Source organism: Parafrankia discariae (genome assembly GCF_000373365.1).
In the GTDB taxonomy this organism is placed as follows: Bacteria; Actinomycetota; Actinomycetes; order Frankiales; family Frankiaceae; genus Parafrankia; species Parafrankia discariae.
Genome location: NZ_KB891137.1, coordinates 106,764 through 128,198, shown reverse-complemented (window position 1 = coordinate 128,198; position 21,435 = coordinate 106,764). Strand labels below are relative to the sequence as shown.

The following is a 21,435-nucleotide window of genomic DNA, read 5'->3' as shown; positions in this document are numbered from 1 at the left end:
ACGGCATCTCCGCGGCCCTCGTTCGTTGACGACGGCCCACTCCCCGGCGGGATGAGGACGGGTGCCGTCCCCGCCGAGAACGCCTGGAAGCTCGCCGCGGAGCTGCTCGATCCGCGACTCGCGCCGGGCTACTTCGCGACGAGTGCGCCGCGGTCGGGGTCCACCGCCGTCTCCGTGCCTGATCTCGGAACACCGCAACCGATGACCGAGCGCAGGCTTCTGCACTGGTGCAAGATCGCAGACCCGTGGGCCGATGTTCCGTCTCAGCCGGATGGGGTGGACGTGCGCGTGCTGGTCCCGCTGGCGGCGGACTTCGACGCGCTGTGCGCACTGATGAGCGCCGCCGGGGTGCCGCATCGGCGGGTGCGCCACTGGGCCGAGGCGGAGACCGTCAGCACGGTCGGGCCGGATGGCGCGCTGGCCGCGCTAAGCGCGGTACCCGGTTTTCTCCCGGCCGCGAACACCGCGAAGCTGCGGGCGGCGGGCGTCGTCGGAATGGCCGCCGAGGCGGCCCGGGACGCGTTCGAGCTGGCCTGGGACAACCATGGCGAGCCGTTCCTCCCGGCCTGGAGCCCCGTCCACGCCCGGACGGTCGTGCCCCCGGACTGGGTGCCGTACCTGCCCCATCCCGGGCTGAACCCGGCGCAGGCGGAGGCCGCGCCGCACGTGCTGCGCGACAACACCCATCTTCTCGTCGCCGCGCCGACAGGGTCGGGCAAGACCGCGATCGGCATGCTCGCCGCGCTCAAGGCCATTCTCGGTGAGGGACGCAAAGCGGCCTGGTTGGTGCCGCAGCGGTCGCTGACCGACGAGCTCGACCGCGAGCTCGCCACCTGGCGTGCGCGGGGGCTGCGGGTGGAGCGTCTTTCCGGCGAGCACGTGGTCGACGTGGAGCGGGCCCGCGAGGCCGATCTGTGGGTGTCGACGACGGAGAAGTTCGAGTCGGTGTGCCGGGCGACGTCGCTGCGTGCCGCGTTGGGTGAGGTGGGCTGCCTGGTCATCGACGAGATCCATCTGCTGGGCAGTGCCGGGCGGGGGCCGTTGCTGGAGGCGTTGCTGGCCCGGGTGCGCGGTGTGGAATCACCGGTGCGGATCGTCGGGTTGTCGGCGACGGTCGCAAATGCCGAGGAGGTCGCCGGGTGGCTTGGCGCCCGCGTCGTGACGACCACGTGGCGCCCGTCCCGGTTGACCTGGCAGCTGCCGATGATCCCGGCCACCGCTGACCGTAGGACCGACAATGCCAACAGGCTGCGGGCGGCCACGGCGCTGACGCGCATGGTCACCGATGACGGTGGCAGCGTGCTGGTGTTCTGCGGAAGCCGGCGCAACGTCCGCGCGACCGCGCTCACGATCGCGGCCGATCGGGGCGCGGACATCCGCGGCATCGACCCGGATGACGGCTCCCGCGTCCACCAGGTGTGCACCGAGGTCGGGGTGGGTCTGCACTACAAGGACTGGGAGCACCGCCACGAGGCGGAACGCGCCTTCCGTGCCCGCGGTCTGGATGTCCTCGTCGCGACGACGACGGTGGCGGCCGGGGTGAACCTGCCCGCGCGGGCGGTCGTCGTCCGGGACACCCGCATCGGTCTGGACAAAATCGACGTGGCGACGGTGCAGCAGATGTTCGGCCGGGCCGGCCGGGTCGGGGCCGGGGAGACCGAGGGATGGTCCTACCTGGTCGTCGATGAGACGGAGCGGGCGACCTGGCAGAACCGGCTCGTCGAGGGGTACGCGGTCCGCTCCCACATCGCGGACAGCCTGGCCGATCATCTGCTGGCGGAGGCGGCTCAACAGCGCGTCCACACCCTCGCCGACGCGGAGAACTGGTGGCTGCGCACGCTGGCTCATCATCAGGGCGCCGAAGGGCTCACGCCGGTGCGGGATGCCGTCGACCTGCTGGTGGAGGGCGGGTACGTCGCGCTGGTCACCGAGCCGGATGTCGGCACGGTGCTCAGGGTCACCGAGCTGGGCAGGCTGACGACCCGGTTCATGGTTCCGGTCGAGATCGGCACGCAGCTGCGGGGCCTGCTCGCGGAGGTCGACCGGCGGCCCCACGACCCCGAGGACGCAGAGCGGCTGCTCGGGCTGGCGATCGGCGTCGGTGTGCCGCAGTTCGCCGAGGCCCCGGTGACGGACGATCTGCGTCCCCAGGTGGCACGGCTGCTGCGCGCCCGGGGGTATCTGGAGCGGGTTGACGCCCCGGGGGGTGCGCTCGGTCTCGCTCCGTCAACCGCCGTGGCGCCGGGCGATCTGGCGCAGGTCGCGATCGCGCTGGTCGCGAACAGTCCGCGGGTGTTCAGCCGGCCGGGGAGGAGGATCGCCGGGCTGCCGTCCTCGGTCCTGCTGCCGATTCTCAGCGAGATGCCGCGCTATTTCGCCTGGCTGGCAGCGCAGGGTGAGCTGGCCACCGTCGCGCCGTGGGTCGCCGTCATCGCGGGGGATCTCGGCCGGCGCATCCGCTGGCGGCAGCTCGCGCCCACCCGTGGCGCGGGCCGGTTGCTGTGGATGTGCGAGCAGATGGCGACCCCACTGCGAGCGGAGCGCATCGTGCCGCTGCTGTTCACAGCCGCCCGCGGACGCGGTGTGACGGCCCCGGACTGGCCGGTGGGCCGTGCCCCGGCCCAGTGCCAGCTGGACGCCCAGGAATACCTGGTGTTGCTGCGCGACCGGGCGACCGACACCACCGTCACCGAGGCCGACGACCGTGTGAAGGTCACCGCGCCGAACGGGACCACGGCGGTGGCCTGGGCAGGTCACCAGCACGCCGTCATCGGGTCGCCGGCCGGGCAGTGGACGTCCTATCCGGGTACCGGCGCGCCCGGCGCCGGTACCGCCAACGGTTTCGGTGGTGTCAACGGTTCCACCGGCTATTCACGCGAGGCCCACGCGCCGGCCCCGGAACGCGGGGTCAGCGTGTTCTCCCGGCGGGGCGACCACGTGAGCACGGGATGGCTCAGCAGCTACAACGGCATCCACGATCAGGCGGGGTTCTCCTAGCGCTGCGACCGGACACGTTCTGTCGTTCCAGATACCCGGTGCCGTGGCGTCGGAGAGGCTCTCTGGCGTCCGGCCGGGTCAGGCCGGCAGGGCCGCAGCCAAGGCGTGCCACTGGGCAATGGGGACCACGTTGCCGGGCTCCGCCGTGACCATGAGAGCGAGGTGGTCGGCACCCGCCGTCAGCTGGGCGTCGAGTCGCGCGGTGATGGTGGCGGTGGGGCCCCAGGCGACAAGGGCGTCGACCAGCCGGTCGTCAAGGCGGGCGATCTCGTCATCGGTGAATCCCTGCCGGCGGAAGCTTGCCTGATACGCGGGCTGCGTGCTCAGGAAGGCCAGTGACCCGCCGCGGGCGAGTTCACGGGCCCGCTGGGGGTCGGCCTCGACGACGACGGCCTGCGCCAGGGCGAGCGTGGTGTCGGCACCGAGCGCCGTCCGCACCTCGGCGGTGTGCTCCGGGGTGAACAGGATCGGTATCGCGCCGGACGACCGGTCGTGGGCGAGTTTCAACATGCGCGGGCCGAGGGCCGCCAGCAGCCGGGCTTCGCGTGGCACGGCTGCGTCGAGCGCGTCGAGATAGCGGCCGAGCGTCCCGAACGGGTCCGGGCCGTGCGCGCCGCCAAGGCCGACGACGAACCGGCCGGGATGGGTCTTCTCCAGGTCGGTGTAGAGAGCGACGACGTCCTCCGCCGGGAACCGGATCACCGGAATGATCGAGCTCGCCACCCGGACCTCGCTCGTCGCCCGGACGACGGCGGCGATCTGGTCGAGGCTGCCGAGCGGCCCCCCGGTGATCCAGATCGTCGAGAAGCCCAGTTTCTCCAACTCGACGGCCGCCTCCACATAGCCCTCGGAGCTGGGATTCAGTACCGCACCGTACCGGCCGAGATCGATCTTCGACATGCATTACCTCCAGAACGCGCCGTACCCACAGTCCCACCAGAACACGAGACCAATCGCCGCGTCGCCGCGTCGCCGACCCGCCACGAAGAGTCCCTGCCCGCGGCCAACAAGGCGCCGGATGCGGCTATTCCGCCTGGGAACAGAAATGACGAAAGCGGGTACGCGATCGGTCGTCGCTCTCCGGGTAGCCGTTCCTGCCCGAATCGACCGACTATCTCCGCCGCAGGGTGACGGTGGCGAGGGCGAGGATCTGGTTGTCGTGGCCCGCGTCGGTGACCCGAACCGTCACCACCGAGTGGTCGTCCGCGTCGCGCAGGACCGTGCCGGCCGTTCGGGCCGGCCCCTTCCGTACCTGGGACAGGAAATGGATCTGCAGGTCCGTCGCCACCAGGCCGGGACGCATGGCCTCGGCCGCGGCTTCGATCATGACGGCCTGGGCGCCGCCGAGGATCGTGCCGATGCTGTTGGTCACGTACGGCGTGCGGTCCAGGTCGAACCGGCCGGTGCGGGGCTCGATCAGTCGCAGCCCCAGCCGTTCGTGGAGGGAGCCCTCGACCGGCGTGCCCGTACCGGTACGCCGGACCTGCCCGATCCACTTTCCCGGGTCGTAGTCGCCCATGCCGGCGGCCGCCGCCCGGGGGAGGCGGGCGAAGGTGATCAGGCCGGCGCCGGCCCGGGTCAGGCCGGCGGGGGCCTCCGGCGGCTCCGCCTGATCGATCAGCCGTTGGAGTTTCTCGATGTCGTCCACCCCGTGCCCGTCGTAGACGGTGGCGGACGCGATGGTGATCTTCTTCCCGACCCGTACGAGCTGGCTGTCCACCACGATCGGACCTTCGCTGATCGGATCCGCGCCGTGCAGCGAGATGTCCTGGGTCGCGGTCCAGTCGGGGCGGCAGGCGATCATGGTGGGGTGTGACGCCCCGACGTCGAAGAGGGCGAGGATCATGCCCGGTGAGGCGGAACCCCCAGGGGAACGGACGGCGTCGCTGAGCGGCGCCGACATCAGGCAACGCCGGTCGGAGACGAGCAGTTCCGTGGAAGCCGTGTCCCCGACGAAGGTGCGGCGCGGCGCTGCTCCCGGCGTATCCGCCTCGGGTGTCATGAAGCACTCCCTCATCTGAGCCGCCCGCTCGTCACTGCGCGCCAACGGCGCCTTCGGCAGTCGCGGATCACGGCTCGGAGCCGCACGATCAGCCGTACCCAGCTGCCGGGCCGGCTGGTGACGGCCGATTCGATGTTAAGGGAAGTACCCTGACGATCTGCTGGACGGACTCCGAGCGTCACGCGACGCCGGCGGTGTGGTCCCGCCGTCTGCGCGACCTCGGCCCGGAGACTCCCTTCAGGGGCCGGCCAGGCTGGGCGCGAGGGTGAGGAGCTCGACGGCGAGCCGCTCGTCGCCCCCCATCCGGGTGGCCACCGCGTCCGCCGTCGCGCGGTCGCCGGCCAGCAGGCAGAACGGGACGATCCCCAAGGTCACGGTGGTCATGGTGCCGGTGGTCACGGTGCCGGCGGCCATGGTGCCCATGGCCGGCGGGGCCGGCGCCGGGCCGGTCGTACGCGCCGGATCCGCGGCGGGGTCGGGTTCCACCGGGCCGGCGCCGTCCTGCCGCTCGTGCGCGCCGGAGGGGTCGAGCGACCAGGTGCCGCCCCCCCCGGCCGGTCAACGTCACGGTGAGCGCGGCCGGCCCGGCCGTCGCCACGGCCGCCGTCCACGGGTCGACCAGCAGGCGCAGCGCGAGATCCGCCATATTGACGGACGTCCATGTCTGGACCCATCCTCGGCTCGACAGCAACATAGACGAGAATCGATGCGATGGTGGTTGTGATGGCCAGGGTGCAGTTGGCGCTGAACGTGTCCGATGTGGGCGCCGCGGTGGAGTTCTACTCGAAGCTGTTCGGGGTCGGGCCGGCGAAGCGCCGGCCGGGGTACGCGAACTTCGCCGTGGACGTGCCGCCGTTGAAGCTGGTGCTGATCGAGAACCCGGACGCCCGCGGCGCCGGCGTCGCGGGGGCGTTGAATCACCTGGGGGTCGAGGTCGAGTCCTCCGACGAGGTGGGTGCCGCGACCGCGCGGCTTTCGGGCGCGGGGTTGGACACGGCGGTCGAGGAGAGCACCGCCTGCTGTCACGCTGTGCAGGACAAGGTGTGGGTCGATGACCCGGACGGGGCGCCGTGGGAGATCTACACGGTTCTCGCCGACATCGCTGACAGCACCGGCAGCACCGGCACGCGGCCGCGTACCGTCGAGCCGGGCGACGGCCCGGGTTCCGCGTGTGACCGCGGGCCGGTCTGCGCTCCCACGGTGACGATCGAACCGGCGTCTGCCGGCACGGCACGCTGACCCCGCCAGGTGTCAGGCGACGGAGAGCGCCAGCCGCCGCTGGTGCGGCGGCTGGCCGCCGAAACGGTGGGCAGCATGCTGCTCACCACGCTGGTCATCGGGTCGGGGATCGCCGCGCAGCGGCTCAGCCCGGACCAGATCGGCCTGCAGCTGGTCGAGAACGCCGCGGCGACCGCCGCCGGCCTGTACGCGATCATCCTGATGGTCGGGCCGGTGTCCGGGGCGCACTTCAACCCCGTGGTCACGGCGGTCGACGCGGTGTTCGGGGGGCTGTCGTGGCGGGATGCCGCCGCCTATCCGCCCGCCCAGGTCGCGGGCTGTGTGACGGGGGCGGTGCTGGCGAACCTGATGTTCGACCGGTCGGCGGTGTCGATCTCCACGCATCACCGGGCGTCGGGGGCGCACCTGCTGGCCGAGGTCGTCGCGACCGCCGGCCTCGTCCTGCTGGTCTTCGCGCTGGTGCGTTCCGGGAGGGGTGAACGGGCCCCGGCCGCGGTCGGCGCCTACATCGGCGCGGCGTACTGGTTCACCAGCTCCACCAGTTTCGCGAACCCGGCGATCAGTGTCGGACGGATCTTCTCCGACACCTTCGCCGGGATCGCCCCCGCCTCCGTGCCGGCGTTCGTCGCCGCGCAGGCCGTCGGCGGGCTGGCCGGGTGCGGGCTGGTGCGGCTGTTCTACCCGCCGACCCCGCCCCCGACCGCCCCGGCGCGGGCCGCCCGGCTCCTGCTCCCGCACTCGGACCCGGCCGCCGCGGTGAACGACACCACCCATCCACCTTTTTCCGGTGGGATCTCCTGAAAGGACTGCTCGTGTCCGGGAAGCCCTCGGTGCTGTTCGTCTGCGTCCACAACGCCGGCCGTTCCCAGATGGCCGCCGGCTGGCTCACCCACCTCGCCGCCGGGAGGATCGAGGTCCGTTCCGCCGGCTCCCTGCCCGCCGATCAGATCAACCCGACCGCCGTCGCCGCGATGAGCGAAGTCGGCATCGACATCGCCGCCGAGGCTCCGAAGATCCTCACCGTCGACGCCGTCCGGGCCTCCGACGTGGTCATCACCATGGGCTGCGGAGACGCCTGTCCCGTGTTCCCCGGTACCCGCTACGAGGACTGGAGACTCGACGACCCCGCCGGTCAGGGCATCGACGCGGTCCGCGCGATACGTGATGCCATCCGCGTCCGCGTCGAGAGGCTGATCGGCGGACTCCTGCCGGCCGGTACCTGACTCCGGGCCCCACCGCACCCGCCCCCGCGGGGACGGCAGGAAGGCGGCGAGACCGAACGACACGTTTCAGGTGCCCGTGCCGTTGGCGCAGAGGCGTTCGTGGACGACCTGGAACGCGTCTCCGGCCGGGTTGATCTTGACGAAGGCGTAGCAGTTGAGCGGCTGGCTGGCGTTGTCGCCGAGGTTTATCGGCGCGATCAGGCCGCCCGCGTCGTAGTCGGTGACCTTCCGTAGCGCGCTGATGAATCCCTCGCGGGTGGGGCAGGGGCCGGCCAGTTCGAGGCCACGCAGGAACATGTCGGTGTAGATGTAGGCATGCATGGCGAACTGCTGTTCGGGCACGAGAGTCTCCGGCGCAAAGCGGGTCATCGCCGTGCGGTAACGGTCGAGGGCCGTGCCCCCGGCCTCGAAGGGCCGGAAGTAGACGGGGAACGAGACACCGGAGAGCGCCGGGCCCAGCGTGGCGAGCAGGCTGTGGTCGTACCCGGTGAGCGCGACGCTGCTGGAGAGGTCCAGGCGCGCCGCGCGGGCGGCCTGGGCGATCGCGGCGAAGTCCGCCGAGGTCGTGAAACCGATCATGGAGTCGGCGCCGGCGGCCGATATCTGCTGGACCACCCGGACCGGGTTGTCCGTGCTGCTCGTGTAGGAGATCGCGTCGGTCGTGCCGAGACCGATCGCCTGGAAGGCGGCCTGGTATCGCGCCATGATCTGCAGCGTGAAGGTCGACGCCCCCGTGGTCACGAAGGCGACCTTCGTCCCGCCGCTGGCCAGAATGTAGCGGCCGATGGTCTCGGGCGAAGCCGCGTACAGATAGGAGAAGAAGTTCTGGTATTTACCCCAGTCCGGTTGGGCGAAGCCGATAATGGGGACGCTCTGCGCGGCAAGCTGGTCCAGCGAGTTCCCGATCGCGGAGGTGGCCGTCACCAGGCCGAAGACCGAGTCCTGCTGGACGAGGCTCGCGGTGACGTTGGCGCTCTGTGATGGGGAGTTCGCGTCGTCACGCCACTGGTATACGATCTGGCGGCCGTTTATGCCGCCTTCCTGGTTGGCCAACCCGATCCTGGCGTCGACACCGGAGCGGGCCGAGTCGAACGCGGCGCTGCCGGTACCCGAGTCGGTGACCACGAGGCCGAGCTTCACCTGGTCGGCGGTGACGCCGGGGCTGTCACAGGCGGCGGCCGCCGCCGTGCCACCACCGCCCCCCGCGGAACAGCCGGTCACGGCAACCACAAGAACCGTGGCCGCCGCTCCTCCCCATAACCTCGCCGATAATCTACCCAGGAACATCTGTTTCTCCACGGAAAATAAAGAGGCTGGTAGCGAGATCGACGAAGCGCCAGGCCGGTCGGGCCGCTCCTGGATACGCCGTCATGCAAACCCCAGTCCTCGTCAATCTTCGGCCGAACGCGCCAAGCCCGGATAGTCTATCTACCGAGTTCCGTTGGTTTCCTTCTGCCTGGTGCGCTGTGGCGTGGAATCAGGAGACGACACCGTCAGTGCTCCGCCGAGCACATTTCCCGCACGCTGCCGGCGGGTGGGGTCGAGTAGCCGTCGGGTCTCGAACCGAGGACGAGGGCTATGATCTCGGCGGCCTTCACGCCGCCGTCGATGCCGTCGGAGCCGCCGTGCCGTCGGAGCCGCCGTCCGTCATCTCCCGGTCGAGAGCATCGCGGCGTATCCGCTCCCAGTTCTCCAGGTATTGCGCAGTGACAGTTCGCTGAGGCGCCATACCCGACCGGTGCGTACCACGAGAGCGTGGAGCACCCCGCCGGCAAGAAAATGCGTTTGGAGCGTATTGGGATCTCGTTCCTGGTCGGCCCACAGGTGCATGGCGATCAGGTTGGCCCGGAGTCGGGCGCTGTCCCCGTCGAGGTCGATGACGTGGTCGGAGCTGACGTGCTGGGTTGCCCGGAAGCGGGCGAAGCTCTGGCTCTGCCCGGCGGCGATGGCCTCAGGTCCTACGAGTGACGCGCCGTTGGGCCGGGTCAGGCGGCCACTGGTGGTGAACACCGCCTCCACGGTCGCGCGGTCGAGTCGCCTGTCGTCGACCGCGCTGAAGTAACGGCTGACAAGGCCGGTGATCTCGGCGCGGTCGGCCAGCTCTGAGGCGACAGGGCTCATGGTCGGCCCTTCCCGTTGCCACCGGCGGTCCTCGGAATCATCTTGCGGAGCCGCACGGTCAGGCGCTGCTGTTCCTGGCGGCTGAGCGCGCTCCACGCGTCTTTCCTCGTCTGGCTGAGCGCGGCGAAATCCCCGTCGCTCAGTTGTCGTACCCGCTGTTCTCTCGCTTCCTTCAGCTCCGCGAACTGCTCTGGGATCATCGTCTCGTTCATCGCAGTGGTCTCCTCGATGAGTTGCAGGAGTTGCCGAGTGGAAGGTCCGGTGTTCCGGCCCAGGCTGTCCAGGACGTCCAGCAGCCGGGTCCGCAGGGCGGACGCCTTGCGGATGCGCTCCTCCACGACGCCGAGCTGGCGGCGGAGCAGGCTGGTCGGATCGGGCTCGCCGTCCAGGAGCATCCCGATCTCCTCCAGGGAGAGGCCCAGGCTGCGCAGCGCGACGATGCGGTGCAGGCGCCGGACGTCGCCGCTGGTGTAGCAGCGGTGCCCGCCCTCGGTTCGCGACCGCGACGAGAGCAGGCCGAGCCGGTCGTAGTGGTGCAGCGTCCGGACGGTGAGCCCGGTCGCGCGGGCCAGCTCGCCGATCCGCCACATCCCGTCCTGTCGTGACACGACTTTCTCCTCGCCTGGTGCCGCGCGATCGAACCTAGGACCTGACGTCACGTCAGGTTCAAGTCATGCGGGAAAGGGAGTTCCAGGGTCCACGCAGACACGGCGTCTAAAGTGCGGAGGAAAGTTCTACGGATCGTCGTAGACGATGCGGTGTCGGGCGGGGGAGCGATGGCCATCCTGAGTGGCGCGCCGAAGATGCGCCGGTGGTCGTGGATCGTCGACGACGCCTGGTGCCGGGCCCGGCGTACCGGATGGGCGTGGCGAGGTCCCGCTGCTCGATCGCAGGCCGCGGAACTTCACGATCGTCTGTGCAAAGCCTTGACGTCCGTCTAGGCTCAGTCGTGTTCAGGTCGCAAGTTCCACGTGTACGCCCTGCGCCGGCGCGTCGACCTGGCGATCAGTGGGAATCGACCTTCTCAGTGCTGACGGCCGCACCTGGCCGTGAGCCGCCCGGCCTTTGAGGATCCAGCGATGTCCAGACGGCCCCGCTCCGGGGGAGCCCGGATCCCGTCCAGGTCCGAGGGCCGGGGCGGCTCCCGGAGGTTCCGGTGACGCCTGTCCTGGCGGGCGCGGGTCTGCTCGACGGGTTCGGGCGGATCGCGACGGATCTGCGCGTCTCGCTTCATCGAGCAGATGCCGCTGGACGCCCGGCACGGCTGGGACCGGTCGCGGATGGTCACCGCGCCGGAGATCCAGGCCTCCCTGCGCACACCGCTGCGCGCCGGGGCGAGTGACACCCAGCTCGCCGAGCTGTGGCGGGCCGCCGTCCGGGGCAAGCGTGCCGGTCACGGCATCGACGGCCCGGCCTTCCACCAGCCGGACCGGCCGATGTCCGCGATCGGTGGCTGACCCGGTGAAACCAATGCCAGGACCCGAAGGGTCCTGAACGGTCTGGAGGGTGACGATGACGGAGTTATCGGTTACGGAGCTGCCGATCACCGACACGAGGACGGTCCGCAGCTTCTGCCGGATCTGTACGTCCGTGTGCGGAATCCTCGTCGAGACGGTCGGTGACGAGGTGATCCGGGTGCGGGGCGACCGGGACCACCCGCTGTCGCGGGGCTACACCTGCCCGAAGGGCCGGTCACTGCCGCGGATGCACCATCATCCGGACCGCATCGAACGTCCGCTGATGAAGGTCGACGGCGAGCTGCGGTCGACCACCTGGGAGGAGTGCCTGGACGATCTCGGCGGCCGGTTGCGAACCATCATCGAGCGGCACGGGCCCGAATCGGTCGGTGTCTTCTTCGGCAGCGGCATCGGCATGGACGCCGCCGGCTACACGATGGCGCAGGCCCTGCACGCCGCGATCGGCACGCCGGCGAGGTTCAGCCCGCTGACCATCGACGGAACGGCCAAGGTGCTGATCGCGGATCTGGTGGGTGGCTCACCGGCGCTCAGCGGCCGGCCCGACTACGACAACGCGTCGTTCGTCATCTTCGTCGGCAGCAACCCGGTGGTCTCCCACGGGCACACCGTCGCGATGCCGAACCCGACGGGCACCCTGCGGGCGCTGCGGGAGCGGGCGGAGGTGTGGGTGATCGACCCCCGTGACACCGAGACCGCCCGCCTGGCCGGCCACCATCTCGCCCCGCGCCCCGGCACCGACTACGCGATCCTCGCCCACCTGGTTCGCGAGGTCCTGCGTGACGGCGCCGACCGCGAGGCGGTCGCCCGGCACACGCAGGGCGTCGAGACGCTGGCCGCCGCCGTCGAGCCGTTCACCTCGGAGCACACCGCCCGGATCGCCGACGTCTCCGCCGAGGATCTGGCCGCGCTCCTCGCCGGCGCGCGGCGGGCGGGGCGGGTCGCGGTCGAGACCGGGACCGGCGTCACCATGGCGTCCAGCGCGAACGTCACGCAGTGGCTCGCCTGGTCATTGATGATCATTACCGGGTCGATGAACCAGCCTGGCGGCGCCTGGTTCCACCCCGGTTTCAAGAACCAGCTGGAGGCCTACGAGCTGCCGGTCTCACCGGTCGAGGGCTCGTTCGGGCCGGGCCCGCGCAGCCGCCCGGAGACGCACTCCTTCCTCGGCGAGTGGCCGTGTGCCGTCCTGGCCGACGAGATCCGCGCCGGCAACATCCGGGCGGTCCTCAATCTCGGCGGGCATCTCGTCACGGCCTTCCCCGACACCGAGACGCTGGTCCCCGCGCTGCGGGAACTGGAGCTGTTCGCCACCATCGAGATCATCAGTAACGAGACGACGGCCCTGTCCACCCACGTCCTGCCGACCAAGGACCAGCTGGAACGGGCCGACGTGAGCCTGTGGGACTTCCTGATCCAGCGCGTCGCCACCCAGCACACCCCCGCGGTCGTCGAACCGGTCGGGGACCGGCGTTCCGTGTGGTGGGTGCTCGCGGAGCTCGGGCGGCGCCTCGGTCACCAGCTCGCCGACACCAGCTCCGGGCAGGTCACCGACGACACCCTGCTCGCCGAGATCACCGCCCACGCCCGGCGCCCGTTCGACGAGGTCGTCTCCGCGGGCTGGGTCGAGGTTCCCCGCGAGGTCCCGTCGCCGTGGGTGGACGGGCACGTCGAGCGGATGGGCGGCTGGCGCCTCGCCCCCCGACTGCTCGTCGACCAGCTGGCCGCGCTCGAACCGCCCGCCCCGCTCGTCTTCACCCCCCGGCGCCAGAAGCGTCATCTGAACTCCCAGCTGGACTTCCTCGGCGACCAGCCCGAGATCGTCCTGCACCCCGACGACGCGGTGGCGGCCGGCGTGGTCGACAGCCAGCCGGTGACCGTCCGCTCGACCAGTGGTGAGATCACCGGGATCGCGAAGATCGACGGAACCATCCGCCGCGGAGCGGTCTCGGTACCGCACGGCCACCAGTCGGCGAACGTGAACCGGCTGACCGACAGGAACCAGGTCGACCTCGTCACCGGCATGGCCCGCTACAACGCCATCCCGGTGAGCGTGCACCCGGCCTGAGCGGCCGGGTACGGCCTCGCCCTTCCGTCCATCCCCGGCGAGGAAACCACGTTCCCGATGAACGAGGACGAGAGCAAGTCGGTGACCGCCGGGACCGCCGGGACCGCCGGTGACCGCCGGGACCGGTGGCACCGCCGGTGACCCGCCGCGGCACCGGGTGGCGCAGTGGGCCACGGGGAACAATCGGGGCGGCCCTCGGCTGGAACGCGCTCGGAGTACTCCCGCTCAGTCCTGGGCGCGGATGGCGCGCAGGCCGAACATGCGGCGCGCGATGTTCAGCAGGTGGCGCCGAAGGAGGTCCTGGTCGAGTTCGGCCAGGCGCGGGTCCGTCGTCGCCGCCATCAGGCCGCCGCTGACCATCACGGTGGTCACGAGCGCCTCGACATCCGGGTCCGGGCCGGCCAGGATCCGGTCCAGCCTGGCCGCGAGATCCCGCAGGATCGGGTCCTCCCGGGCCAGGCGGCTCACGGCGGGATCGGCCAGCACGACCGCGTTCAGCCGACTGTTCTTGATGATCATGTCCACCACGCCCGTCAGCGCGGTGGACAGCTGATCGGCCGGCCGGCGGCGGGCCTCCGCCGCCTCGGTCACCTTCCGCATCTCCTCGAGGGCCGGGGCGACCAGCGCCTGGAGCAACTCCTCCTTGGCGTTGAACTGGAAGTAGACGGCCGCCTTGGTCACGCCCAGCTCGTCGGCGATCATCTGGATCGAGGTACCGCTGACCCCGTTCCGGGCGAACAGTTCCAACGCGACGGCGAGCACCCGTTCCCGTGCGGCCCCGGGCCGCCGCCGAACCGTCACGGACCCGCCACACCTCGCCAACCAGGCATCACCGAGCTGACGATCAGCCCAACCGGCGAGAGCCTACCGTCCAACGGTCAAGGTCACGCTGGCCGCGCGCCCCGCCGGAACCGTCCGTGTCCCGGTCGCCGCCGAGGTCGAGGCCGGGCTCGACGTGCGCGGCGGCCGCGGCCGCGGCCCGTGGCGCTGCCGGAGCCGCCACCGACCGCCACCGACCGGTTTCGATCCGCAGATTCGGAGAAAACTCCAAACTAGATAAGCGTATGCGGACTATATTCGCGACACGGACCGCATCCGCGGATCTGTTGAGATCATGGTGCGGCGTCGCACGCCCTCAGCCGGACATCGAGCCGTCGACCGCACCCTGGCCAGGTCAGGTCGCCACGCCGGTGGGCCCCGTCGCCGTCACCGTAGACCCCTGTCGAAGCACTCGTCCGAGGACTGCAATCGCACATGGCAGATATCCGATTCCTGTATCGCCGCCTCACCGCCGTCCTGGTGGCGGCGCTGCTCGCGCTCCTGGCCCTGACCGCCTGCGGTGACGACACCACCAGCGCCCAGAGCGGTTCCGCCGACACGACGACCCAGGCCGAGGCGACGACGCACACCGTCGTCGACATGTCGGGCAACAGCGTCGAGGTGCCGACGCGCCCGATGCGGATCGTCACCAACTATCCGGCGGTCACCCAGATCGTCTTCCTGCTCGGCGCGATCGAGCGGCAGGTCGGCGTGACCGAGAGCAACCTGACGACCCTGCCGCTGTTCAAGAAGATCTATCCGCCGCTCGCGGAGAAGACCGCCGTCTTCGGCACGGACACGACCACCGTGAACAACGAGGTCCTGCTGGCGCAGAAGCCGGACCTGGTACTCCTGACCAGCGGCAACGAGACGCTGCGGAAGACGATCACCGATCTGGGGATTCCGGCTCTCGACGTCGCCAGCTTCCCGAACTCCGACAAGCTAAAGGAGGGCGTCACCTTCATCGCCGACGTGCTCGGCGGGGACGCGCCGGCGCGGGCGAAGAAGTTCACCGAGTTCTACGGCAGCGCGCTCGAACGCGCCGCCGAGGGCACGAAGGACATCCCCGACGCGGAACGCCCGAAGATCTACTACACGGCGAACGACCCGCTGAACACCGACGCCAGCAAGACGATCGCCGAGGTCTGGGCACGTCAGGGCGGTGGGGTGGCCGCCACGGAGAACAGCGGGGTCGAGGGCACCGCCAAGTCGGTGACGCTCGAGACCGTGTTCGCCTGGAACCCGGACTACATCATCTGCCGGGACCACTCGACCTGTGAGGAGATCCTGAAGGACGACCGCTGGTCGACCGTGGCCGCGGTGCGGAACCATCACGTGATCACCAACCCGCGCGGGGTGTTCGTCTGGGCCGCGCGCAGCGCCGAGTCCGCGCTGCAGCCGCTGTGGGTGGCCAAGACCCTGCACCCCGACCGCTTCGCCGACGTGGACATCGCGAAGGAGATCAAGACCTTCTACACGACCTTCTACAACTACAACCTCACCGACGCCGAGGTCGACGGGATTCTCAACCCGACCGAGCCCTGATCGTCGGATGACCGTCCGGTCAGGGCTCGGTCGGCCCTGACCGGACGGTCATGACTCGGCCGTCCGCTCGAAGCGCGCGAGGAGCCCGGCGCTGATCGAACTGCCCTCGGGGACGTCGAAGGTGGAGACCCGCCCGCGCCGTGACCCCTGGCCCAGCAGGAAACCGGTGATCGTCACCCGGTGCTCGATCCCGTCGAGGTGAACAAGGCCGTTCGCGTGGACCTTCGGGAGCGGAATCACGTCGTTCGGGTGCGCGCCCTGGTTCGGTATCTCCTCGTGGCGGAAACGCACGGTGAGGTCGTGCCCGATCCCCACGTCCTCGAAGTACACGCTGACCGTGAGATACACCCAGAACTGCCAGCGCGTCGGTAACTGGATTCTCCGGTTGTGATGGGTGAATCTGCCCAGCGGGAAGTCCGTGCCGTCGACGGGCGCGTCGGTGGCGCAGCCCTCGAAGTCGTAGCCGCTCCCGGCGCCCCCGTAGAGTGGTTCGCCCCAGCGGACCTCGCTCCTGCCGTCGCTCTCCTGGCGGAACGTGAGGCCCGGAAGGTCATCCACGCTGACGCGCGTCCACCTGCCGCTGGTCATGACTGTGCCCACAGTGGAAGTACTCCGTCCCCCGGCTGCGCCGAACTTCCCCCGGCTGCGCCGAACGAGTTCCCGTCGTGCGGCCGTCGAGTTCGGGAGCGCATCCCTCCGCGCGACTCCGAGATCATCGCACAGGGCAAGGGAACGGGCACGGAGAATGTCAGTAGTGCCAGGTGAACGATATGGCTGGCGCTTTGAGTAGCCGCTGACCCGCCAATCGGTGTCGATCGGGTGCCGGTCGGCCGCCCACGGCCTGGCACCGCTGGTGGAGGGCAGGGGCTACCGACCCGGCGTCTGGGCGGTGACCTGCGGGGTGGACGTCTCCCCGCGGCTGATCGCCGCCTTGCTCGCGGCGATGACCTCGGTGGCATGGCGTTCGATGGCCTCCGCGTCCAGGCCCAGCGCCTTGCCGATGTGCACCGACCAGACCTCGGAACGGAGGTTGGTCTCGAAGTCGAGATCGGCCCGGATGTCCTCGCGCGCGGCCTGGCGGTTCTGGCTGATCATCACGAACGTGGAAAGGAAGATCGCCTCCAGGCTGACGATCATCGTGAGCAGGCCGAACGGGTAGGGGTCGAAGACGGCCGCGTCCCCGAACACGCCCTTGTTCAGCAGGATCCAGATCGTGAACCACGCGGCGTGCAGGTAGACGAAGGGCAGTGACCCGGCGAACGCCGTGATCGCGTCCGAGATCCTGTCCTGGGACGTCCGCGCCCGGGCGGCCAGGGCCCGCTCGTTGCGGACCCGGGGGTGCGGGCGCGGCCGAGGCTGCGCGGGTTGAGAGGGCCGAGAGGGCTGGGAGAACGGCGGGGGCTGTGGGGGAACCACGGGCGGGGAGGCCGCCGGCTGCTCAGGATCGGTGCTCACGTCTCAATCCTGCGCCCGCGGCGCCACGGCCCGCGGCGGTGTCCCCCACCAGCAGCGGGACCGCCGCCGCTGTCGCCGCCGTACCGACGCGCCGGTGCCGTCGGCGGACGAGCTAGGTTTCGCTGTCGGTCCGCTCCGGCCCTTGCCTGACCAGGTCCTCGATCTGTCTTCTGATGAAGTCATCGACGATTTCGGGGTCGGACTCGACACCCAGATCGGCGTCGATCGCCATGATCTGGGTAATTCCGATCATGGCCAGTCGGGCGACCAGCGGCGGGCAGCGTTCCGGCGGGACCCCGAGGTCCGCCAGTGCGGCCGTGAAGGCGGCGAGCTGGACATCGCGGTAGCTCCGGTAGTACTCGGTGAGGACTTCCCGGACCGCCTTGCGGTGGTTGGCCAGCGCCATGAACTCGAGATTGAATCTGGGCGTCGTCATGCCCGTGTCGCGCAGGTCCCACAGCTGCCGCAGCGTCGGCCGATGCTGGAGTGCCTCCCGGAAGAGCTGCAGACCGACGTCCGCGCGGCGGCGGAAGATCTCCAGGAAGAGATCGTCCATGGTGCGGAAGTAGTAGTGCACCAGCTGGGGTGTGAGCCCGGCCCGAGCGCCGACGCGACGCGAGGTGACCGCGGCGTAGCCCTCCTCCAGCATCAGTTGCTCCGCCGCGTCGAGCAGCTGGTCGCGGGTACTCGACGCGGCCGAACCGGCGCGGCGTTGGCTGGCCATCTCCCTGTCATATCCCACCCGGGGCCGCTGGTCGCGAACCCGGTGTTTCGGGCCGGTCGGATGGCACGCCAGCGACCTGCCGCCGGACGTGCCCCGGACCGACCCGACCCGCATTATGGATCAAATATATATTCCTCCGTTCACCCCGATCACCTGACCCGTGATGTAGCCGGCCCCCTCGGAGCAGAGGAACGAACAGGCCGCCGCGATGTCCTCCGGGGTGCCGGCCCGGCCGAGCGGAACCATGGTCGAGATCAGGTCGACGCCGGGGATGTTGCCGTTGGCCTCTCCCCGCCGGGCCATCGGAGTGTCGACTATGGCCGGCGGGATGGTGTTGGCGGTGATGCCGTGGCCGGCGAGCTCGACAGCCAGGGATTTCGTGAGCGCGATGACGCCGCCCTTGGCCGCGGTGTAGTGCGCCATGTTCGGCGCGCCGGACTGGGCGCTCGACGAGGAGATCGTGACGATCCGGCCCCAGCCCGCGGCGATCATGTCGGGCGCGGCGGCCTGCGCGCAGCTGAACGTCCCGGTGAGATTGACGGCGATGATGCGGTTCCAGACGTCCGCGGTGATGTCGAGCAGCGGGTCGAAGGACTCGACGCCGGCGCTCGTGACCAGGATCTGCACCGGCCCGAGCTGGGCGCGGACCTGCTCGAAGGCGGCGTCGACCGATGCTCGGTCGGCGACGTCGGCCGCCACCGCCAGCACTTTTCCGATGGCGGCGAGCTCGGTGGCCGCCGCCCGGACCGCCCGGGCGTCGAGGTCCAGGATGGCGACGCGGTGGCCGTCGGCGAGCAACAGCCGGGCCACACCGAGACCGATACCGGACGCCCCGCCGGTGACGACGGCGACGCGGCTCATCGGACCGGCTCGACGGGCGTGAACTCCAGGTGCAGGTTGGTCAGCCCGCGCAGGATCCAGGTCGGCTCGTAGTCGAAGCGCCGGGCGTCCGGCGGGCCGTGGTGCTCCTCGGAGATCCGGATGTCCGCGGTCCGGTCGAGGATCCGCTCCAGGCTGATGCGGCCCTCGACGCGGGCGAGCGGGCCGCCGGGGCAGGAGTGGATCCCGCGGCCGAAGGCGATGTGCTGGCGGACGTTGCGCCGGTCGACGCGGAACTCCGCCGGGCATTCGAACTGGCGCGGGTCCCGGTTGGCCGCGCCGTTGAGGAGCATGACCGGGGTGCCCGCCGGCACCTCGACGTCGCCGATGGTCGTCGTCCGCCGGGCCAGGCGGAAGTCCGCCTTCACCGGGCTCTCGACCCGCAGCGTCTCCTCGATGAGGTCCGGGATGCGCTCACGGTGCGCCCGGATCTCCTCCTGCAGGGCCGGGTCCTGCGCGATGAACTTCAGCGCGGCGCCGAGCAGGCGCGCCGTCGTCTCCTGCCCGGCGGCGAACAGGAAGGTGGCCGCCCGCACCACGGCGGTGACCTCGGGGGTCGTCCCGTCCGGGTAGGTGGCCGCCGCCATCTGGGTCAGCACGTCGCTGCGCGGTTCGCGCCGCCGGCTCTCGATGTAGCGGGCGAACCAGGCGTCGAGCCAGCCGAGCGCGTTCAGCTCGTCCTCGGGCTGATCGCCGGCGCCGATCTGGCCGGGGCTGACGGCCAGCCCGAACCCCTCACGGAACCGCTGGTGATCGGATTCCGGAACGCCCAGGACATCGGCCACCGCCAGCATGGAGAAGGGCTGCGCGTACGCCCGGATGAACTCGCAGCGGCCGTCCGCGATGAACTCGTCGAGCTGGCGGTCGGCCAGCTGCCAGATGAAGGCCTCGTTCTCCTGTAACCGTTTCGGGGTGAGCATGCGCATGACCAGCGCCCGCTCGCGGGTGTGCATCGGAGGGTCCATCGTGACCATGTGCTCGTTCATCGGCAGCTGATCCCGATGGCGGTCGATGATGGCCCCGACCTCGTCGCCCTCCAACGGGACGGGAAATGTCGCGAACGGGCCCACGACCGAGTTGCAGGACGAGAAAGTCTCCACGTCACGGTAAACTTCGTGCGCCTCGTCGTAACCGGTGACCGCCACCACCCCGAGATGAGGTAAAGGCAGCACCGGGCACACCGAGCGCAGTTCGTCGAAATAAGGGTACGGGTCTTCGGCGAGTGACTCGTCGTTGAAGAAGTCGGTCGTCGTCCAGTCGGTCAACCTGCGCCCCTTCTGAAGCGTGGGAGCGGACGGCACACGATGTTTTGGCAGTCGCTCAAACGTCTTGGGCAGATGTCTAACACACGCCGGTCCGGGGCGGCAAGGGTGTATCCGTGGAAGGCCCGGTCAGGCGTTGAAGCCGCAGGTCCGCGGAATGGCGACGAAGGTGTCCCGCGCGGCGTGGCCGCGCCGGCCGCGCCGGCCGCGTCCAGCGCGGACGTCGCCTCGTCCGGCGGGAGCGGGAAAGACCGGCGCCCGGCGTCAGCGGGAGTGGACGTCCAGCGGCAGGCTGTTGACGCTGACCATCGTCCACGGGTCTCGGTGCCGGACGGGGGCGTCGGTCGCGACCGCGATGTCGGAGTATCGGTCGAGCAGGATTCCCAGCGCCGTTCTCGCCTCCAGCCTCGCCAGCGGGGCACCGAGGCAGAAGTGGACGCCGTGCCCGAAGGCGAGGTGCGGATTGGGCGCGCGGCGCGGGTCGAACCGGTCGGGATCGGCGAAGACCCGCTCGTCGCGGTTCGCCGCCGTGAGCCAGATCGTCACGACCGCGCCGGCCGGGATGACCTCGTCGCCCACCCGGGTGTCGGTGACGGCCCGGCGCACCAGCCGCGGGAACGGGGTCCGCAGCCGCAGGACCTCCTCGATCGCCGCCGGGAGCAGGGCGGGCTCGGCGCGCAGCTCGGCCACGGCGCCGGGATGCTCGTCGAGCGCCAGGACGGCGTTGCCGAGGGTCGCCGTGGTCGTGATGTGCCCGGCGAGCAGCAGCAGGCCCACGAAGCCGACGATCTCCTCGTCGGCCAGCCGCTGGCCGTCGGCCTCGACCTGGACGAGGCGGCCGATGAGATCGTCGCCCGGGTGGGCGCGGCAGGCCCGGATGCGGTCCAGCAGATACGCGTTCATCTCGCGCAGCACCGGGCCGGCCGTCCGGGTGTTCGCCGCGGCGAGCTCGGTCAGCGGCTGCTCCGGGTCCGTGACCTCCCGGTCGAACAGGGCGTCGGCCCAGCGTCGGAACATCGGGCGGTCGGCGGCGGGAAGGCCGAGAAGCTCGGCGATCACGATGACCGGCAGCGGGTAGGCGAGGTCGTCGATCAGCTCCAGACGGGTCCGCCCGCCGGTCGCGTCGAGCAGCTCGGTGGTGACCTCGGCGATGCGCGGGGCCAGCCCGGCGACCGTTCTCGGCGTGAACGCCCGGCTGGCCAGCCCGCGCAGCCGGTGCTGCTCGGGCGGGTCGAGGCGGACGAAGTTGCCCCGCTGGAACAGCTCCATCTCGTCGGGAAGGTCGTCTTCCGCCAGGTCCTCCCGCCGTGGCAGCAGGTCGCGCAGATCCGAGGAGAACGAGCGGTGGTCCGCGAGGACGGCGTTGGCCTCCGGATGGCCGAGGACGTGCCAGCACCGCTGCCGGTCGTCGCGGTGGACCTGGCCGCGCCGACGCAGCCCGTCCAGCCAGCACAGGAGATCGGGCAGTGAGCGGTGTACCGCGTTCGGCCACGTCGTCGACTGGGGCACGCCCCTGCGGTTCCCGCCCGGCCCGCCGCGCACACCTCGGGTGGCCGTCGAGAAAGCTTTCTCGACGGCCACTTGACATCGCCCTCGCGGTGCCGCACGCCGCGCTGCGCCCGCCGC

At 70.6% G+C, this 21,435-nt stretch carries 19 protein-coding genes and 1 pseudogene; 7 read left to right on the top strand and 13 right to left on the bottom strand.

What is annotated here, in order from left to right:
• The first annotated feature begins 51 nt into the window (after positions 1 to 51).
• Positions 52 to 2,997: a DEAD/DEAH box helicase gene (locus B056_RS0107420; RefSeq protein ID WP_018501255.1), complete on the top strand. Its 2,946-nt coding sequence runs from the start codon at positions 52 to 54 to the stop codon at positions 2,995 to 2,997.
• Positions 2,998 to 3,075: 78 nt separating this feature from the next.
• Here the strand turns inward: B056_RS0107420 and B056_RS0107415 are convergent, their stop codons facing one another.
• From B056_RS0107415 to B056_RS43515, 3 genes are all read right to left on the bottom strand, one after another.
• Positions 3,076 to 3,897: a TIGR03620 family F420-dependent LLM class oxidoreductase gene (locus tag B056_RS0107415; protein ID WP_018501254.1), complete on the bottom strand. Its 822-nt coding sequence runs from the start codon at positions 3,895 to 3,897 to the stop codon at positions 3,076 to 3,078.
• A 211-nt stretch (positions 3,898 to 4,108) separates the two neighbouring features.
• Positions 4,109 to 4,999 carry a PaaI family thioesterase gene (locus tag B056_RS0107410; RefSeq protein WP_018501253.1) on the bottom strand — a complete coding sequence of 297 codons (891 nt, stop codon included), beginning with the start codon at positions 4,997 to 4,999 and terminating at the stop codon, positions 4,109 to 4,111.
• A 237-nt stretch (positions 5,000 to 5,236) separates the two neighbouring features.
• On the bottom strand, positions 5,237 to 5,485 hold the full coding sequence (locus B056_RS43515) for a hypothetical protein (protein WP_018501252.1): 249 nt from the start codon (positions 5,483 to 5,485) through the stop codon (positions 5,237 to 5,239).
• Between the two features lie 237 nt (positions 5,486 to 5,722).
• Here B056_RS43515 and B056_RS0107400 point away from each other — a divergent pair, with 237 nt between their 5' ends.
• The 3 genes from B056_RS0107400 to B056_RS0107390 are packed head-to-tail and all read left to right on the top strand — an operon-like array spanning position 5,723 to position 7,461.
• A complete protein-coding gene (locus B056_RS0107400; protein ID WP_035750509.1) occupies positions 5,723 to 6,238 on the top strand; it encodes an ArsI/CadI family heavy metal resistance metalloenzyme in 516 nt (171 codons plus the stop codon).
• 9 nt (positions 6,239 to 6,247) lie between these two features.
• Entirely contained in the window at positions 6,248 to 7,039 is a 792-nt protein-coding gene (locus B056_RS0107395; protein WP_230202873.1) for an aquaporin, read from the top strand.
• An 11-nt stretch (positions 7,040 to 7,050) separates the two neighbouring features.
• Positions 7,051 to 7,461 carry an arsenate reductase ArsC gene (locus tag B056_RS0107390; RefSeq protein WP_018501249.1) on the top strand — a complete coding sequence of 137 codons (411 nt, stop codon included), beginning with the start codon at positions 7,051 to 7,053 and terminating at the stop codon, positions 7,459 to 7,461.
• 66 nt (positions 7,462 to 7,527) lie between these two features.
• Here the strand turns inward: B056_RS0107390 and B056_RS0107385 are convergent, their stop codons facing one another.
• The 3 genes from B056_RS0107385 to B056_RS0107375 all read right to left on the bottom strand — a co-directional run bounded on the left by B056_RS0107385 (position 7,528) and on the right by B056_RS0107375 (position 10,190).
• The gene (locus tag B056_RS0107385) at positions 7,528 to 8,748 is read right to left on the bottom strand and encodes an ABC transporter substrate-binding protein (protein WP_026239434.1); all 1,221 of its coding nucleotides are present in this window, start codon (positions 8,746 to 8,748) and stop codon (positions 7,528 to 7,530) included.
• A gap of 360 nt (positions 8,749 to 9,108) precedes the next feature.
• Positions 9,109 to 9,582, bottom strand: a complete 474-nt coding sequence (locus tag B056_RS0107380; RefSeq protein WP_018501247.1) for a nuclear transport factor 2 family protein — start codon at positions 9,580 to 9,582, stop codon at positions 9,109 to 9,111.
• Positions 9,579 to 10,190, bottom strand: coding sequence for a MerR family transcriptional regulator (locus tag B056_RS0107375; RefSeq protein WP_230202872.1), 612 nt, complete (start codon positions 10,188 to 10,190; stop codon positions 9,579 to 9,581). Before B056_RS0107375 ends, B056_RS0107380 begins: the two co-directional genes overlap by 4 nt.
• Before the next feature lie 618 nt (positions 10,191 to 10,808).
• Here B056_RS0107375 and B056_RS0107370 point away from each other — a divergent pair.
• Together B056_RS0107370 and B056_RS0107365 are read left to right on the top strand one after the other, a co-directional pair.
• Positions 10,809 to 11,039, top strand: a pseudogene (locus tag B056_RS0107370) (hypothetical protein); the annotation flags it as partial.
• A gap of 55 nt (positions 11,040 to 11,094) precedes the next feature.
• Positions 11,095 to 13,125, top strand: a complete 2,031-nt coding sequence (locus tag B056_RS0107365) for a molybdopterin-containing oxidoreductase family protein (protein WP_051105567.1) — start codon at positions 11,095 to 11,097, stop codon at positions 13,123 to 13,125.
• A 225-nt stretch (positions 13,126 to 13,350) separates the two neighbouring features.
• On the opposite strand, the gene B056_RS0107355 is transcribed toward B056_RS0107365, so the two are convergent.
• Positions 13,351 to 13,926, bottom strand: a complete 576-nt coding sequence (locus tag B056_RS0107355) for a TetR/AcrR family transcriptional regulator (protein WP_026239432.1) — start codon at positions 13,924 to 13,926, stop codon at positions 13,351 to 13,353.
• Between the two features lie 453 nt (positions 13,927 to 14,379).
• Between B056_RS0107355 and B056_RS0107350 the strand changes: the two genes are divergently transcribed.
• The gene (locus B056_RS0107350; RefSeq protein WP_018501242.1) at positions 14,380 to 15,489 is read left to right on the top strand and encodes an ABC transporter substrate-binding protein; all 1,110 of its coding nucleotides are present in this window, start codon (positions 14,380 to 14,382) and stop codon (positions 15,487 to 15,489) included.
• A gap of 48 nt (positions 15,490 to 15,537) precedes the next feature.
• Here the strand turns inward: B056_RS0107350 and B056_RS35625 are convergent, their stop codons facing one another.
• The 6 genes from B056_RS35625 to B056_RS0107320 form a co-directional block, all read right to left on the bottom strand.
• Positions 15,538 to 16,077, bottom strand: a complete 540-nt coding sequence (locus B056_RS35625) for a choice-of-anchor K domain-containing protein (RefSeq protein WP_020572368.1) — start codon at positions 16,075 to 16,077, stop codon at positions 15,538 to 15,540.
• Between the two features lie 279 nt (positions 16,078 to 16,356).
• On the bottom strand, positions 16,357 to 16,944 hold the full coding sequence (locus tag B056_RS0107340) for a DUF1003 domain-containing protein (protein ID WP_018501240.1): 588 nt from the start codon (positions 16,942 to 16,944) through the stop codon (positions 16,357 to 16,359).
• A 112-nt stretch (positions 16,945 to 17,056) separates the two neighbouring features.
• Positions 17,057 to 17,668, bottom strand: a complete 612-nt coding sequence (locus B056_RS0107335) for a TetR/AcrR family transcriptional regulator (RefSeq protein WP_020572367.1) — start codon at positions 17,666 to 17,668, stop codon at positions 17,057 to 17,059.
• Between the two features lie 120 nt (positions 17,669 to 17,788).
• Entirely contained in the window at positions 17,789 to 18,529 is a 741-nt protein-coding gene (locus B056_RS0107330; protein WP_018501238.1) for an SDR family NAD(P)-dependent oxidoreductase, read from the bottom strand.
• Positions 18,526 to 19,812, bottom strand: a complete 1,287-nt coding sequence (locus B056_RS0107325) for a cytochrome P450 (protein ID WP_018501237.1) — start codon at positions 19,810 to 19,812, stop codon at positions 18,526 to 18,528. Before B056_RS0107325 ends, B056_RS0107330 begins: the two co-directional genes overlap by 4 nt.
• 261 nt (positions 19,813 to 20,073) lie before the next feature.
• On the bottom strand, positions 20,074 to 21,318 hold the full coding sequence (locus tag B056_RS0107320; RefSeq protein ID WP_026239431.1) for a cytochrome P450: 1,245 nt from the start codon (positions 21,316 to 21,318) through the stop codon (positions 20,074 to 20,076).
• Positions 21,319 to 21,435: the final 117 nt, after the last annotated feature.